13 protein-coding genes are annotated in these 15,009 nt (G+C 51.1%); 3 read left to right on the top strand and 10 right to left on the bottom strand.

Annotated features, from left to right (window positions below; genetic code table 11):
* Nucleotides 1-174: 174 nt before the first annotated feature.
* Nucleotides 175-2,091, top strand: a complete 1,917-nt coding sequence (locus ACFSUC_RS04280; RefSeq protein ID WP_379928252.1) for an ABC-F family ATP-binding cassette domain-containing protein — start codon at nucleotides 175-177, stop codon at nucleotides 2,089-2,091.
* Here ACFSUC_RS04280 and ACFSUC_RS04285 read toward each other — a convergent pair.
* The 7 genes from ACFSUC_RS04285 to ACFSUC_RS04315 all read right to left on the bottom strand — a co-directional run bounded on the left by ACFSUC_RS04285 (nucleotide 2,061) and on the right by ACFSUC_RS04315 (nucleotide 8,345).
* Nucleotides 2,061-4,388, bottom strand: coding sequence for a hypothetical protein (locus tag ACFSUC_RS04285; protein WP_379928253.1), 2,328 nt, complete (start codon nucleotides 4,386-4,388; stop codon nucleotides 2,061-2,063). The two genes, ACFSUC_RS04280 and ACFSUC_RS04285, sit on opposite strands and share 31 nt — an antisense overlap.
* A 536-nt stretch (nucleotides 4,389-4,924) precedes the next feature.
* Entirely contained in the window at nucleotides 4,925-5,962 is a 1,038-nt protein-coding gene (gene tsaD, locus ACFSUC_RS04290) for a tRNA (adenosine(37)-N6)-threonylcarbamoyltransferase complex transferase subunit TsaD (protein ID WP_379928254.1), read from the bottom strand.
* A 47-nt stretch (nucleotides 5,963-6,009) separates the two neighbouring features.
* Complete coding sequence (rimI, locus tag ACFSUC_RS04295) at nucleotides 6,010-6,471, bottom strand: ribosomal protein S18-alanine N-acetyltransferase (protein ID WP_379928255.1); 462 nt, start codon at nucleotides 6,469-6,471, stop codon at nucleotides 6,010-6,012.
* Nucleotides 6,472-6,505: 34 nt separating this feature from the next.
* On the bottom strand, nucleotides 6,506-7,276 hold the full coding sequence (gene tsaB / locus ACFSUC_RS04300) for a tRNA (adenosine(37)-N6)-threonylcarbamoyltransferase complex dimerization subunit type 1 TsaB (RefSeq protein WP_379928256.1): 771 nt from the start codon (nucleotides 7,274-7,276) through the stop codon (nucleotides 6,506-6,508).
* Nucleotides 7,273-7,755, bottom strand: a complete 483-nt coding sequence (gene tsaE, locus ACFSUC_RS04305; protein ID WP_379928257.1) for a tRNA (adenosine(37)-N6)-threonylcarbamoyltransferase complex ATPase subunit type 1 TsaE — start codon at nucleotides 7,753-7,755, stop codon at nucleotides 7,273-7,275. Before tsaE ends, tsaB begins: the two co-directional genes overlap by 4 nt.
* A gap of 131 nt (nucleotides 7,756-7,886) precedes the next feature.
* Nucleotides 7,887-8,075, bottom strand: a complete 189-nt coding sequence (locus ACFSUC_RS04310) for an H-type small acid-soluble spore protein (protein ID WP_379928258.1) — start codon at nucleotides 8,073-8,075, stop codon at nucleotides 7,887-7,889.
* A gap of 54 nt (nucleotides 8,076-8,129) precedes the next feature.
* A complete protein-coding gene (locus ACFSUC_RS04315) occupies nucleotides 8,130-8,345 on the bottom strand; it encodes a hypothetical protein (protein ID WP_379928259.1) in 216 nt (71 codons plus the stop codon).
* 266 nt (nucleotides 8,346-8,611) lie between these two features.
* Here ACFSUC_RS04315 and ACFSUC_RS04320 point away from each other — a divergent pair, with 266 nt between their 5' ends.
* On the top strand, nucleotides 8,612-9,079 hold the full coding sequence (locus ACFSUC_RS04320) for a chemotaxis protein CheX (protein WP_379928260.1): 468 nt from the start codon (nucleotides 8,612-8,614) through the stop codon (nucleotides 9,077-9,079).
* Nucleotides 9,080-9,369: 290 nt separating this feature from the next.
* Entirely contained in the window at nucleotides 9,370-10,284 is a 915-nt protein-coding gene (ku, locus tag ACFSUC_RS04325; RefSeq protein ID WP_379928261.1) for a non-homologous end joining protein Ku, read from the top strand.
* A gap of 45 nt (nucleotides 10,285-10,329) precedes the next feature.
* On the opposite strand, the gene ACFSUC_RS04330 is transcribed toward ku, so the two are convergent.
* The 3 genes from ACFSUC_RS04330 to ACFSUC_RS04340 form a co-directional block, all read right to left on the bottom strand.
* Nucleotides 10,330-11,274: an ATP-dependent DNA ligase gene (locus ACFSUC_RS04330; RefSeq protein ID WP_379928262.1), complete on the bottom strand. Its 945-nt coding sequence runs from the start codon at nucleotides 11,272-11,274 to the stop codon at nucleotides 10,330-10,332.
* A 122-nt stretch (nucleotides 11,275-11,396) separates the two neighbouring features.
* Nucleotides 11,397-12,131 (bottom strand): DUF4386 domain-containing protein, encoded by a 735-nt coding sequence (locus tag ACFSUC_RS04335; protein WP_379928263.1) that lies wholly within the window; start codon nucleotides 12,129-12,131, stop codon nucleotides 11,397-11,399.
* Between the two features lie 110 nt (nucleotides 12,132-12,241).
* Nucleotides 12,242-14,920 (bottom strand): LuxR C-terminal-related transcriptional regulator, encoded by a 2,679-nt coding sequence (locus tag ACFSUC_RS04340; RefSeq protein WP_379928264.1) that lies wholly within the window; start codon nucleotides 14,918-14,920, stop codon nucleotides 12,242-12,244.
* Nucleotides 14,921-15,009 lie beyond the last annotated feature (89 nt).

Raw genomic sequence — 15,009 nt, forward strand, 5'->3', positions numbered from 1 at the left:
TATTGGCAATGATCTTTCCTTTCCCCCTTATCTCAGGTAGACTATTATCCGTATCCCTAATGTATGACACGAATGTTTGGAATAGATCGATTCGAATAGAACGATTGAATAGAGATCACGTTCAACAGATTACGGAAGATGTGAATAACGAGAACCGAAACAGGAGGAAGCATCATGCTGCTGCAAGCATCCGGCATTTCTAAAAGCTACGGCACCAACATTATCTTGGAGAACATTCAATTTCAAGTACTGGAACGAGAACGCATCGGCATTGTGGGCGTTAATGGCGCAGGAAAATCGACATTGCTGAAAATCCTCGCAGCGGAGCTCCCTTATGACAACGGAGAGCTTCATCGTCCGAAAGAGGTGACCATCGGGTATTTGGCTCAGAACAGTGGTCTTCACTCTGAGCGAACCCTGTGGGAAGAAATGCAGGAGGTCTTCCTGCCTCTCCTGCAACTTGAAAAAGAACTCCGTTCTCTGGAACAGCAAATCGCTGACCGTGCTTCCGAGAGTGCGGATGCAAAATATGAATCTTTGCTAAAAAACTACGATCAGAAGAGCGAGCGTTTTCGCAGAGAAGGCGGCTATGAGATCGAAACGAAAATCAAAAGCGTCCTGCATGGCATGGGCTTCAGCGACTTCCCACGGGATACCGAAGTCCATCAATTAAGCGGCGGTCAGAAAACACGTCTGGCTCTTAGCAAACTGCTGCTTCAGCAGCCCGATGTCCTCATGCTCGATGAGCCGACCAACTATCTGGACATTGAAACTTTGGGCTGGCTGGAAGATTACCTGCGTCACTATCCCAGTGCCATCATCGTCGTCTCCCATGACCGTTATTTTCTAGATGCGCTTGTCGACACCATTTACGAGATTGAACGACATCGTTCGAAACGGTATACCGGCAATTACTCCCGCTATTTGCAGCTCAAGCAGGCAGATTATCAAATTGAGATGAAACAGTTCGAGCAGCAGCAACATGAAATTGCCAAGATGGAAGACTTTATTCGTCGCAATATGGCGAGAGCCTCCACGACCAAACGAGCTCAAAGCCGCCAAAAAGCGCTGGAGAAAATGGACCGGCTTGATCAACCTTCCGGCGCGCTGAAAAAGGCCAGCTTTTCATTCGAGATTGATCGAATGACGGGAAAAGATGTACTCAAGGTCGATCAGCTTGCCTTTGGCTATGAGGAAAACAAGCCGCTGTTCAGAGATGTGGCCTTTGAATTGCACCGCGGAGAGATGGTTGCACTGGTCGGCCCGAACGGCACAGGGAAATCTACGCTTCTGAAATTGCTCGTCAACCAGCATACTCTCCAGCAGGGAACCATTCACTGGGGATCGAACGTCTCCGTCGCGTACTACGACCAGGAACAGGAAGAACTGAATCTCAGCCGCACGATCCTTGATGAGGTGTGGCACGATCACCCTCACCTGGAAGAAGTCAAGATTCGCACCTTGTTGGGCAATTTTCTGTTCAGCGGGGAAGACGTGCAGAAACGAATTTCGACGTTAAGCGGAGGAGAAAAAGCACGGGTCAGCCTGGCCAAACTCATGCTGAAAAGAGCCAATGTCCTCATTCTCGATGAGCCGACCAATCATCTGGATCTGTTCAGCAAGGAAATCCTGGAGTCCGCTCTGATGGATTACGAGGGAACCGTTCTTTTTATTTCCCATGACCGATATTTCCTGAACAAGCTGGCCGAGAGAGTTGTCGAGCTTTCTGCATCTGGCGTCCAACATTTCCTGGGAAATTACGACGACTACATCGAAAAAAAACAGGAGCTGTCGGAAATCACTTCGTCAGGTTCTGACAGATCTATGCAACAAGACGCCACCGTTTCCCCAGATTCCTATGAACAGAGCAAACAGCAGAAAAGAGAAGAACGAAACCGCCAGCGAAAAATCGAAAAGCTGGAGCAGGATATTGCGGAGCTGGAGGATGAAATTGCGAGGATCGAAGCCACCATCAGCGATCCGAAGATTGCAGCTGATTATGTACAGCTACAAGAAGAAAATGAAAAACTGGAAGCCCGCAAAAACCAGCTAGATGTCCTTTATGCCGACTGGGAAGCACTGAGCTCCTGAAAATGAACGATAAATAGCGGGACCACGGCAAACACGATCATAGTGGAAGCCGCTACGATGCCGGAATCATTGACGATAAAAGCGGCCACCGCACTGATCGAGATAGCTGTGCAGGCTGCGATCAGATAGGGATACTGCTGCTGCCATCTCTGCAACAAGCCTTTGGGATGAAGCAGCAGAACCGGCAGCAGACAAATGGTCACCACCCATACCTTCGTCCACATGGACACACTGACCAAATGCATGTTCATCTGCAACTTGCGCAGGACAAGATGGGACACATACGTCCAGTTGCCTTGTTCGAGCTGTCTCATGGCTTTGCCAATGTGGCTTTGCCCCGTTTCTCCCCCTGTAAGCAACGGAAGATTCAGCAGCCAAAGTATGAAACCCACCACGACCAGCCCCGCGAACAGGGAGCCCGCCACAACGGATCGCCGCCACTGTAGCCTCAGCCTGCGCTTGCCTCCATACAATAGCACATACACCACCGCCGCACTTGTGGTTATGGCTCCACCCGCATTTGTTCCGAGCATAGGGGAAGCCAGATAACCCCATACCAGCAAACCGAGCAGCACACCATGTAAACGAGTCCACGGCTTCCCTGTACCGGAAATGCGACTTATCTGTATCCACATCAGGGCAGACATCAGAGCAGCGCCAATGAGGACTCCCATCAATTCGTTGCCAATCCCGTAATATCTGGCCCCGATCATGGGATCATAACCGAGAACGGAATGCTGCATGCCATTCGCACCCGTTAACCCGTCGATTAAAATCGCATAGACCGTAATCGTCGTCATGATGGCGATTCCGTACAAGCCGCGAAAACGCATGCAAATCACGCTGAGTAACAGGCACGCTAGCAGAAAGAACAAGGACATGCCGACTACACCGCCAGAACCGACATACCCGCTCCACAGCATGGCCACCGGTGCTGCTAACAATGTATAACTTATAAAAGTAGCGACACTTAGCCTGCGTTTACCTGGCTTGACCAGCCAAATCAAAATCAGGACAATGAGCATCAACACCTCGTAGGTTACAAAAGGAATCAGCAAACGAGGCCGTAACCGATATACCTCGGCAGCCTCCCGCATCCAATCCGTGAGTTGAAAGATGGCATCCTCTGAGGCAATCTGTGTCATCGGATGCCCGATCCACCCTCCCTGCTCACTTTGACTCTCCACGCCCAGCAGTTTCAGCAGAGTAGGCGCAAAATCTGCATAGCTGACGATCCCTGTTCGCTTCGTCGTGAGCGATGTAAGCCAGCCGCCAGTGGGAGGTGAATCTGAGTCTGAATCGAATGAACCAGGATAAACGACAATAGGTGCCAGCAAATATTTTTGCACCACGGCCTCTCCCTGAGGCAACGGGGAAAAGAGCAACAGCGTATCCGTGGCTGATAACCGGGCTATGGCAAAAGCCACCATGCGGTCTAAATCGCGCAACACCCGCACATACTGGTCCCGATAGACATCCAGGCTTAACAACTCCTTGCTGGACAGCAATCGATCGAGATCACCCAGTTCCACCAGCGTCACAGCCGAACTGGCCTGGACGGAAGAATCCCTGATGTCCGCGAGCTCTCCAAGCTGTTCCTGCAGCCACGCATAGTGCGTCTGCATCCCATAAGCACGATTGGGGTGCTGAATATTCGTTCCCTGGTGAATCGTTCCCTCTTCCACCTGTCCGGAATGATCCATCAACAGATAGGGGGCATGTCGCAGCATCGCAGCGTCTGCTCCCTTCCCCCTGTCGCGATTGCCATACACCCGAACCTGAATTCCCTGTTTCGCCAGTTCCTCCCCTAGTGCGCCAGGCACACCATCGTGAGCCCCTCGTTGCTGAAGCCGCTTCACCTTCTCGATCTCAGGCAAAAAAATCTGTCCCTTTCTGCGTTCCCCTGTATGAAACGCATACGCGATCTCCCGTGATGGCGGGGAAGTGGCAGCCTGTTCAAACTGATAGGTGGCAGGGCTATACGCTCCCCTTCCAGCCCCAAGCGCGAGGTAGACGTCCTCTACTCCTCTTTCCGGTGTTCGCACATTCATACCTGCTGACATGCCTTGCGTAAACAGCATACGCAAATGCGGATAATCTGCATCCAGCACTTCTGAAACATCGAGGAAGGATAAACCGGGTACGGACAGCACCCATACATGCCGATGGGTATCCGGTGAGCGTGGTGGCGTTCCCTGTTGACTATTGGGCGTTAACGCAGATACCGTCCCTGTAGACAGCAACATATGCAACAGGCAACCGATGGTTCCGATCCATTTCCAAACTGCCCTCATCATCCTTCACGCCCCCTCTTCCAACTCGCCCGTTTCATCAGTTCCATCGTTTCCAACCCCTCGGGTTTCCATACTTCCACGATAGAGCGGCCAGCCCTTTCTCTGTCCATTCATCTTTCATTTATCCACAGCATTGTCCACATTACCCACAACTTATAACAGTTTGTATACACTCTTTCCACAGATTTTATCCACATTGTCCACACTATGCACAGACTAGGGTGAAAAACTCATCCCCACAGTATCCACTTCTGCATCCACAGCATGGAGCCGATTGGAGCGGACTTTGACGGTGTTGTACACAACTCAAGCAAAGCTGTGTATAACTTTTTATACACAGGAACTTCAATATAAAAAAACCGTGAGCGCCACACGGACTCACGGGGAATCCACTGATGGGGCTCACGGTTTGTTCAAACTCATACTACGTCTTATGGCCGACTCTATTCGCTAATCTTATTGATGCCTTTGCTGCATGAGAACCTGTTATGGCTGAGTCAGCGTACTACATCGTTTGGTAATCGACACTTGCAATCTTATCACGATATCTGGCCTTCCGCCCATTCCGGCAAGGACATAAGCGGCTCCGCCTTCATGTCCAGTCCGGTAAACGCCTGTTGCTCCCATTTCAGAAATGCAGCGGCGCCAATCATGGCCGCATTGTCGGTACAATACGCCATGGACGGATAAACAAACGGGATGTTTGCGGCTGCACAGGCTTCGGTCAATGCCTGCCGCAAACCCTGATTGGCTGCAACTCCTCCTGCAAGCAGCAATTGCCTGGCCCCATATTGCTCTGCCGCACGCATCGCTTTGGTACTCAGGACATCGATGACAGAGGCCTGGAAGCCGTGCGCCACGTGTGAAGGTTCTACGGTTTGGCCTTTCATTTTGGCCTGGTTCAGGATAGACATCACCGCTGACTTCAGACCACTGAAGCTGAAATCATAGGAATCGGGCTCCAGCCATGCACGCGGCAGCTCGATCGTGCCGTCCGCTTCCATAGCCAAACGGTCAATATGCGGTCCTCCCGGATAAGGCAGCTGCAGCGCACGACCTACCTTGTCATAGGCTTCACCGACAGCATCATCTCTCGTTTGACCAATAATCTCGAAGGAGCCGCGCTCCTTCATATAGATCAGCTCGGTATGACCGCCTGAAACGACAAGCGCAATCAGGGGATACGTCAGTTCATGCTCCAGCTCATTGGCATAAATATGCCCGGCAATATGATGGACGCCGATGAACGGGAGCTGTGTAGCGGCCGCCAATGACTTGGCAGCTGTGACACCCACGAGCAGAGATCCGACAAGCCCCGGGCCTTTCGTTACGGCAATGGCCGACAGATCCGTCAGTGAAAGCTTCGCTTTCTGCAGCGCCTCTTCCAAAATGATCGTCATGCTCTCGACATGCTGTCTGGAGGCAATTTCCGGTACGACGCCCCCGTATTGCTCATGCGTCTTCATTTGACTGGATATTTGATTGACCAGCACATGTTTTCCGTCCTCTACAATCGCTACCGCAGTCTCATCACAGCTCGTTTCAATAGCCAAAATGCGAACGGGTTGTTTCTTCATGATTTCTCACCATTCATTTCTTCAATATTGTCTTGCCAACTGACCGCTTACAGATCCGCCCACATGATCAGGGCATCCTCCTGGTTGTCGGAGTAATACCGCTTGCGAATGCCTTCTTCCCGGAAACCGAATTTCCGGTACAGCTGCTGCGCAATCTCATTGGAGACACGTACTTCCAGCGTCATGCCTGAGCAACCATAATCCTTGGCAATCTGCTGCAGCCGATCAAGCAGTTTCTCGCCCCATTTGCGTCCGCGATAAGCTTCAGTAATGGCAATATTGGTAATATGAGCTTCATTCATGACCATCCACATGCCGCCGTATCCGACAATCTGATTCCCGGTCTCCATCACCAGGTAACAGGCAAAATGATTCTGAGTCAATTCGTGAATGAAGGCTTCCTCTGACCAGGGCGTAGCAAATGCTTCCCTCTCGATCATGCAAATGGCAGGAACGTCCTGCAGGGTCATTTTTCGTATTTGCGGTTCCATTGATTCGATAGATTCCATGTAGGCAACTTCCTTTACTGACACCTGATCACGGTTATCGTGACTTCTGTTTGGCTTTGAGTTTTTTCTCTGCTTCGGCAAGCTGTGTGTAGTTGGGAACCAGGGTATGCACGGCAGATGCAGATGAACCATCCTGACGGGCCTGATCCATCCCCAGCCATCCCACAGCCTTTGCACGCATCAGGGATTCCTGCACAGTGACACTGGCGATGCCGGACATGTCTTGCTGAAACCCGTTCAGTTCCTGTTCAAACGGGGCAATTTCCCCGATAAATTGAAGACTGATCCTGTCCGCTCCATGCGCTTCCACACGTTGCTTTAGTTCAGACAGCCAGTGATCCAGCAGCCGAATGCCGTCCTCTGCCAGTCCCGGTTGCTTCCGGTGGGTATAAAGGGACGTATAGACTTGTCCTCTTCGTCCATTCATGACGGGCACGACCCAGACCTCTGTTTGTTCTGCCACATGAGGAAGCGCAAGCGCATGCAGACTGGAGACGCCTATAACCGGAATCTGCAAAGCCCAGGCCAATGTTTTGGCTGCGGTCACGCCCACCCGGATGCCGGTGTAAGAGCCGGGCCCTTTACCTACCGCAATACCGTCCAGCGACGACATCGGCCACTGTCTCTCCTGCATCAATTTCTCGACGGTAGGAAGAAGTTGTATCGAATGATTGCGGTTCGCCTCCAGTTGAATGGATGCCTCTTCCTCTTCCCCTGTCAGCAGCGAGACGGACAAGGTTGCCGTAGAAGTATCCAGTGCCAGCCACCTAGATGCTTCCTGGACGGATTGTTTCGATTCGATCATTTGTTCAGTACACCTGCTTCCGTTAATGCTTCACATATTTCGTCGAACGGGGACCCAAATGGCGTCAGGGTGAACATCCGTTGATGGATGTCCGTCTGTGCAATATGAATATGCAGATACGTTTCCGGCAGCAACTCCTCAATGAGCAGGCCCCACTCTACCAGGGTGATGCCTTCTGATTCAAAATACTCATCCAGTCCGAGTTCATCCGCCTCTTCCAGCGACAGTCGGTACACATCCATATGATAAAAAGGGCGCTCGGCACCCTCGTACTCCTTAATCAGCGTAAAGGTTGGACTGTTGACCATCTCCTGCACACCCATACCGGCTGCAAAAGCTTTGGAAAAAGTCGTCTTTCCCGCTCCCAAATCTCCGTCCAGCACAATTACACTGCCACCGCTTAGACGGGAGGCAAGTGCTTGAGCCAGCCTTTGTGTATCCGCTACCTGCCCGGATCGATATGTAAATTGACGATTCATGACGTCCCACCCATCCTTTAAGTCCATGCCTTCTATTATATCGGTGTCGAAGGACAGGAGCAATAAAGCCGGACATGAAAATCCTCCTCTCTTGTCGGACAAAAGAGGAGGATAGCTCGAATCGTATCCAGCTAGTGTACGTTTTCCTTCAGCTGTTCAACAGGGACAATTTTCTGGATCGAAGGGTCCTCTTTCATATGAATGCTTGCTGAACCGCTGATCTTGTCCACCTTGTCAATCCATACAGACTGGCCCTCACACTGCACAGCAATTTCTTCCGCAGCGTCTACAATCTCCTGTGCCCGTTTGGCATCCATCATGGTCGTTCATTCCTTTCCTTCGATTTGCAGGTCCGTCATCGGCAGACGAATCCGTTACAGGTCGGTGAATGCTTCAGGCTGTTCATAGGAGCGATTGATTTGGTTCAAAATCGAATCTCCCTCATCCATCGTATCCGTCGTGGAGTCATCGACCAGTCCGTTCTGAAACGTCACTTGTCCCCCGCCCAGCCCTTCGTTTACCATGCGATCGATATCCATGTCATGGCGGTCTCGTCCTTCATATTCGTGATCTTGATGGGAAGCTGTCATCTCTCTTTCCCTCCTTCCTTCTATTTCTCTCATCTGTTCATTGTTAAGATTTCCTTGATCTTCCGATTTTAATCCGCGCATCTGTGTAGAATTTTCAAAAACTTTGTCGAAAATATTGTGAAATTGTGTTACGAAAGCGGAAACATCTATGGTATAATGATAAAAAATTCTATGCAATTCATCCTATAACATCATGACTATTCTTACATAATTTGATGGAGCAGGTTAGGTCTATAGGTTGAATGCCATGACCAGGAGTGATTCGTATGCAACAGGCCCAGCATATCAATCCCTTTCTGCAATCTGCAACGACCGTACTGGAACAGATGTGCTCGGTAACACCGTCACGCGGTGAACTTACTATCAAGCATATTGAATTCAGCGGTACATACGTTTGGCTCAAAATCAGCATCTTTGGCCAATTAGAAGGAGACATTGTGTTCGGTTTCCCTGAGCAGGTGGCACTAAGAATTGTTTCCGGGATGATGGGCGGTTTCTCAATTACTGAATTTGATGAAATGAGTCAAAGTGCAATCGCAGAACTTGGCAACATGATTAGCGGGAATGCGAGCAGTCTGCTCTATGATGAGGGCATTCAGATCGACATCACCCCACCTATGCTGATCCGCGACAACGAGGCCCAAGGGGCACTGGCAACCAAGCAGGCACTTTCCATTCCGCTCACGCTGGAAGGGATCGGCCAGTTTGAAATTTTTGTCGTCATGTTGAAATAGTACGACAAGCGCTCTCACAACTTGCACATCTGACAACAAAATGAACCACACAAATCCGACCCTTCCGTCCAATATGATGGAGGGGTCTTTTTTTGGTCATACTATTCGTACGCAGACAGACATCCATTCACGAATGCAACGAAACAGCAGCCCAACCTGTCACTGATCTCCAACAGCTTCTTCACCCGCACCTGACTCAGCAACCTAACTCAACAATCTGACTCAACCATTGATACAACCTGCCGCCCGCTGCTTCCTATCACGACGAGAGAGAGGGAGGGATGACCCGAATGCATACTTTATGGAAAGGCGCCATTAGTTTCGGACTCGTGCATGTTCCGATCCGCATGTTTGCCGCAACCGAACACAAAGATATTGCCATGCGCTATATTCATACCAAGTGCGGATCGCCGATCTCCTATGTTCGAACCTGCAAGCATTGCGATGAGCAGGCGGAATGGGGAGAGATTGCCAAAGGCTATGAATACGAGCCCGAGCATTTTGTCTTATTTGAGAAAGAAGAACTCGAACAACTGGGCGGAGAGAAAAACAAGGAAATCAAAATACTGGATTTCGTCAACCTCGAAGATATCGACCCCATCTATTTTCAGAAAACGTACTATTTAGGACCGGGAGATACAGGCTCCAATGCTTACCAACTGCTCATGCAGGCCATGCAGTCTACGGGCAAAATTGGCATTGCGAAGGTGACCATTCGTTCCAAAAGTTCCCTGGCTGCCATACGGGTATACAATCAGTGCCTGTGCCTGGAAACCATCTTCTTCCCCGATGAAATTCGCACCGTTCAGCAAGTGCCGAACCTGCCAGAACAGTTGAATGTCAACGACCAGGAATTAAACATGGCCCAGATGCTGATCGAACAATTGTCTGCTGCATTTGAGCCGGAAAAATATCACGATGAATACCGACAAGAACTGCAGCAGCTCATTGACCGGAAAATCGCAGGTGAAGAAGTCCAGGTGACGCCTGAGCAGCCAAAAACCAACGTGATCGATCTCATGGCCGCTCTGCAGGCCAGTCTGAAAGCGACAGAACCGGATCAGAAAGCCAGGAAGTCAACCAAAAAAAACAGCCCAAAAAAGGCCGCTGCCAAAAACAAATCCGAATCGGCCACTGTGGATCAACCTGCTTCCAAAAAAAGAACACCCGTCAAAAAGAAAGAAAAAGAGCCGGCATCACTCTGAAGCGACTTGCACCCCACTGACCTGCCTGCCTTGTCATGGGGTGTTTTAAATAGAGGAAAACCGGCATTCTTGCGGTGGAATCGCCACAAATCCCAGTATGGTCGGTTGTCTGAGCATATGGCCCTCTGCCCATTCCAGATACTGCACCTTTACCGTAAGCAGCGGCCGGGTCCATCGCATCTGCTTCGTACCCGCCGGTACGTGGACAAACGGGCACGCTTCCTGTGCAAGGGAGGGCATGGCTTCGGTCAGTTCTTGCCATTCCCGCTGACTTACCTTCCCTCCTCCCGCATTCCCGATGTGCCATAGTCTTCCTTCCTCATCATACAATCCCAGCAACAGTGCGTTCACTACAGCGCCTCGAAAGGTGACGCCCCCCACTACGGCAATCAGTTCCTGATGGTTTTTCTGCTTGCGCCACCTGTCGTCTTTGCCATTGATCACATACGTACTGGACATATCCTTGAAGACGATACCTTCGAGATCATGATCCTTGGCAAATCGGGACAGCGCATGATGATCCGTAAAACTCTCAACCAGCTGCACAGTTTCGTCGGGTCTGACGACCTCCTGAAGCAATGCCTGCCTTTCACGCAGAGGCCTTGAGGTGACCCACTCCCCGTTCAGGTACAGCAGATCAAACACCATATAATGAACCGGAACACGCTGGATACGTCCCTGTATCTGATGCGTGTGCCGAATACCATCTCGCTTCATCACTTCGTAGAAGGACGGCTTTCCCTCCCGCATGGCAATCACCTCTCCATCCAGGATGAGAGAGTTCGCAGAACGATAACGAGACACCTCTCCGAGTTCCGGATAGTGTCTCGTTCTTTCATTTCGTCTGCGGTTATACAGTTCGATTTGTCCATCCTGGAAATAGGTGAGCATGCGTACGCCATCCCATTTCAACTGACTGATCCAGTTCGCGCCTGTTGGCATTTCCTTTGCTCTGGCCTTCACCGGTTCAAACGGTACGAGTGGTTTCATCTGCGTATCTCCTTCATCCTGCCATCTGAATGTAGGATAACCGCCCGCTCCCCGTTCCATCCTCGAAGTCGGGGTCTTGCATAAGCGCAAGTATGATCTTGCATCAAGATATCTGTCGTCCTTCAGTTCCCTGCATCCTCCGTAAGCTTCTGCCCCTGAGAACGTCTTTTCCCGGAATGTTGAGGCTTGAAACCTTTATAGAGCAACAGAAAGCAGAGGGAGAATTCCCCGAGATCTGCAAACAGCGTCCCCGCCGAAATCCACTCTGCTTGACCGGGAATGAGAAAATACGCCATAAAATCAAGCAGATATCCGACACAGCCCATCATGAGCAGCAGGCCAAAAATCGGATGTACGTAGCCTGATTTGAAGACCACATACCCAAGTGGAAACAGCCACAGACCGAAAAAAACCTGGGCGACCATATAGCCGTTTGCATGCATATCCAAAAAGAACAGCAGCAAATGATGCAACTGGGCAGTGCCGAACGCCGCTGCATATTGGGGTTCACTTAGTAATACAAGCGCTGCAAAATGGTTCAGCATATTGACCGCAAGCACGGCAGAGCCGACCAATGTAAACAGGACAAATAGCGCGGATGCCTTCTGATGAACCGTTTTAAACAATTCGTACAAGGCCAGAGCTAACAAAAAGTAACACGTGATCATCATTAAATCACTGACAAATCCAGCACGAAACAGCGCTTCGTGCTCCTTAATCTGACGGGCCGTCTCAGCCGCATTTCCCGGCTCGATCAACTTTTTTCGTACAAAAAATTGTGCAAATACACCAAACCCGATCACACTTAAATAAAGCAGGCCTGCCGTCCTTGCCACTCGATGGTTCAATTGCTGCATACCATTCTCCTTCTTTCCCCTATACTCTCGCACCAACAGGTCTGTATATTCCTGTCACGAGGACTCATTGACTCCAGTGTAGCGTGACAGAGGGAGTGGCGAATACCTACTTAAGTATGATCATGGGGAAAGGTGGAGAGCAGGCCCAGTTCTCTGGCACGGGCGACCGCTTCCGTTCGCCTCTTCACCTGCAATTTGCCGTACAAATTTCGGTTGTATCCCTTCACTGTACTTAATGCAAGAAAGAGACGCTCGCTAATTTGCTGATTGGAGAGTCCTTCTGCAATGAGTTGCAGCATCATCTGCTCTCGAGGGGTAAGGGGCTCGATCGGAGGGCTTGCGGGGCTTACAGAGCCGTCTTTCCCGGTCACAGGCACCGGGGTGAATGAGCCGTTCTCACGGCATACATCCCGCAATAGCAGCACGTAATTCGAAGCCGTATGCAGCCTCTTCTCTGCTGCCACCTCTAGCAGCCTTGTCATACTCATTCCTTCATCTGCAAAACTGCAAACACTTCCGGCAGGCTCCGCAAGGTTCACCGCTTCAGTCAGTCGGATAAGCGCGTTATGGGTATCCCCAAGCGCCTGATAAGCAAGTGCTTCCAGTATACTGACCTGGAGGCGTTGGTCTGGCCATCCCTGATCGACGGCCTCTCTGCGCAGCGGCGCCAATCGTTGCAGTGCCTCATAGACCTTGCCCGATGCGAGCAGCAACCGCACCTCACTGAAGGGAAGATCATAGGTCTGCACCATCGAAGCAGCAGCGCCAAGCTCTCCCGTTTCAAGCAAGGCCTCTACTTCCTCAGCTGCGATGTGGGCCAGCTGATAGACAAACTGATGCTGTCTGGCAATCTGCTTCGCTCTCGACAGGTGTACCGCTGCATTCGCTCGATCGCCTTGCACCCGGTTCAGACGAGCCAAAAACCGTTCGCATTCAACCACACGATCCACATGGTCGAGCTGTCCGGCCAAATCAAGCGCCTGTTCAGCAAAGGAGCCCGCTTCTTCCAACCTGTTCCAGGCATAATAAATGCGTGCAAGACCCAGATAAGCTTCACAGGCAACGGGAACAGGTGGATGCCCTGCCGCATCCAGAACATGCTGATACGTATCGGCGGCCAGCTCCAATTGAAGATTCACTTCCTGTATATGGCCAAGACCCATCCCTGCCATCATCTGAATGATAAAATGGCCGATCTGCTCACTAATGATGACGGCATCGGCGTAAGCCTGGCTCGCCGGAACGCGTTCTCCTTTGAGATCATGTGCATAGCCCATGGTCCAGCTCGTGGAAGTACGCACAGGTATGTTCTCTGGATGTAAATACGCGAGTGCCCGCTTGGACTGGAACATAATCTCATCTGGATCATGGCGCGTCACCGCCAACGCCGCACGGATTGCAGCAATATGACCGATCAGATCCCGAATGGCTTCATCCTCCGGCAAGTCCGCAAGGGCCCATTCAGCGGCTTCCAGTTTGGGCTCCACCCCGGCAATCTCACCAACAAATAGTAGAACAGAGGCGTACATCACCCAAAGGGACGGTCTGACGTTCATCTCCTTCACGGGCAGAGACGCCAACCACTTCCTCACCGGATTCACCGCTCCGCGAAAAGGCAATGGCATGCCGTTTCCTTCCATCAAGCGGGTCGCGCGGTCTATATCGTGGGCCGCAGCAGCATACTGAAAAGCCTCTATGTCCAGACCTTGTTCCTCATACCATCTGCTAGCCCGAATATGTAAATCCTTTATGCTCACAGCCCCTTTGTCCGTAGAAACGGTGAAGCTTTGCTCCAGTCTCTGCCTTAGCAGCTCTGCGAACAAGTGATGATACCGATACCAGCGGCGCTCGTTATCCAGCGGCACGAGGAAGAGGTTGGCCTGTTCCAGTTCCTCCAGCATCTGTTGTCCCGCACCTGTCCCGCTTCGTCCACCTTCCTCGCGCTCTCCCAGCATCGCCTCGCACAGAGATCCGGTAAAGCGGTCCAGCACAGAGGTATACAGCAGAAATTGCTGGATTGCTTCCGGCTGTTTGTGCAGCACTTCCTCCAGTAAATAATCCAGGACAAAGCGATGACTGCCGCTAAAGGACTGTATAAAACGTTCGGTATCCTTCTCTTCACCGGAGGCATGTGAGGACTGCAAGGAAATGGCCGCAAGCTGCAGGCCCGCGATCCAGCCTTCCGTCCGTGCTTCCAGCTGGAGCAATTCCTCCATAGACAGCTTCAAGGACATGGAGTCATGGAGAAAACGGGTCACTTCCTCATGGGTAAAACGCAAATCCTGCGCACGGAGCTCATTCAATTCATCCCGTACGCGCATCCTGGGAAGCAGCGCAAGCGGAGGGTCTTCGCGGGTAACCATAACAAGATGCATGTGGGGCGGCAGATGCTCCAGCAGAAAGGCAATCGCTTGCTCAGACGGAGCATGCTGAATGACATGCACATCATCGCACACGAATATAAAGGGGCGAGGATCGGCCATAATTTCATTAATCAACGTGGTTAATATCACCGGCACTGGAGGGGACTGCGGGTTTTGGAGCACACGAAATACGCCTTCTCCAATCTCGCTCGTCAGCGTTGTTTGCAGCGCTGCAATCACATGCGACAGAAAGCGTACAGGGTCCTGATCTCCTTCATCCAGTGACAGCCAGGCAGAAGGGCGTTCACTTTGTTTCATCCATTCGCTGACCAGCGTGGTTTTACCAAATCCGGCGGATGCCGAGATTAGAGTCAGCTTGCGATGCAGTCCTTTTTCCAGTTTCTCGATCAACCTTGAACGTGCCACGATTTTGCGCCGCGATGAAGGCATATACAGTTTTGTGGATAAAATAGATGTCTGCATATCCTAAATATACCATTGCCTTTTTCAGCCAT

Origin of the sequence: Marinicrinis sediminis (genome assembly GCF_042685085.1) — a bacterium.
GTDB lineage: Bacteria > Bacillota > Bacilli > Paenibacillales > KCTC-33676 > Marinicrinis > Marinicrinis sediminis.

Excerpts from the sequence above, each read along its gene's own strand:
- ACFSUC_RS04280 (WP_379928252.1), top strand. The coding sequence starts at position 175 with ATGCTGCTGCAAGCATCCGGCATTTCTAAAAGCTACGGCACCAACATT.
- ACFSUC_RS04285 (WP_379928253.1), bottom strand. The coding sequence starts at position 4,388 with ATGATGAGGGCAGTTTGGAAATGGATCGGAACCATCGGTTGCCTGTTG.
- tsaD (WP_379928254.1), bottom strand. The coding sequence starts at position 5,962 with ATGAAGAAACAACCCGTTCGCATTTTGGCTATTGAAACGAGCTGTGAT.
- rimI (WP_379928255.1), bottom strand. The coding sequence starts at position 6,471 with ATGGAATCTATCGAATCAATGGAACCGCAAATACGAAAAATGACCCTG.
- tsaB (WP_379928256.1), bottom strand. The coding sequence starts at position 7,276 with ATGATCGAATCGAAACAATCCGTCCAGGAAGCATCTAGGTGGCTGGCA.
- tsaE (WP_379928257.1), bottom strand. The coding sequence starts at position 7,755 with ATGAATCGTCAATTTACATATCGATCCGGGCAGGTAGCGGATACACAA.
- ACFSUC_RS04310 (WP_379928258.1), bottom strand. The coding sequence starts at position 8,075 with ATGATGGATGCCAAACGGGCACAGGAGATTGTAGACGCTGCGGAAGAA.
- ACFSUC_RS04315 (WP_379928259.1), bottom strand. The coding sequence starts at position 8,345 with ATGACAGCTTCCCATCAAGATCACGAATATGAAGGACGAGACCGCCAT.
- ACFSUC_RS04320 (WP_379928260.1), top strand. The coding sequence starts at position 8,612 with ATGCAACAGGCCCAGCATATCAATCCCTTTCTGCAATCTGCAACGACC.
- ku (WP_379928261.1), top strand. The coding sequence starts at position 9,370 with ATGCATACTTTATGGAAAGGCGCCATTAGTTTCGGACTCGTGCATGTT.
- ACFSUC_RS04330 (WP_379928262.1), bottom strand. The coding sequence starts at position 11,274 with ATGAAACCACTCGTACCGTTTGAACCGGTGAAGGCCAGAGCAAAGGAA.
- ACFSUC_RS04335 (WP_379928263.1), bottom strand. The coding sequence starts at position 12,131 with ATGCAGCAATTGAACCATCGAGTGGCAAGGACGGCAGGCCTGCTTTAT.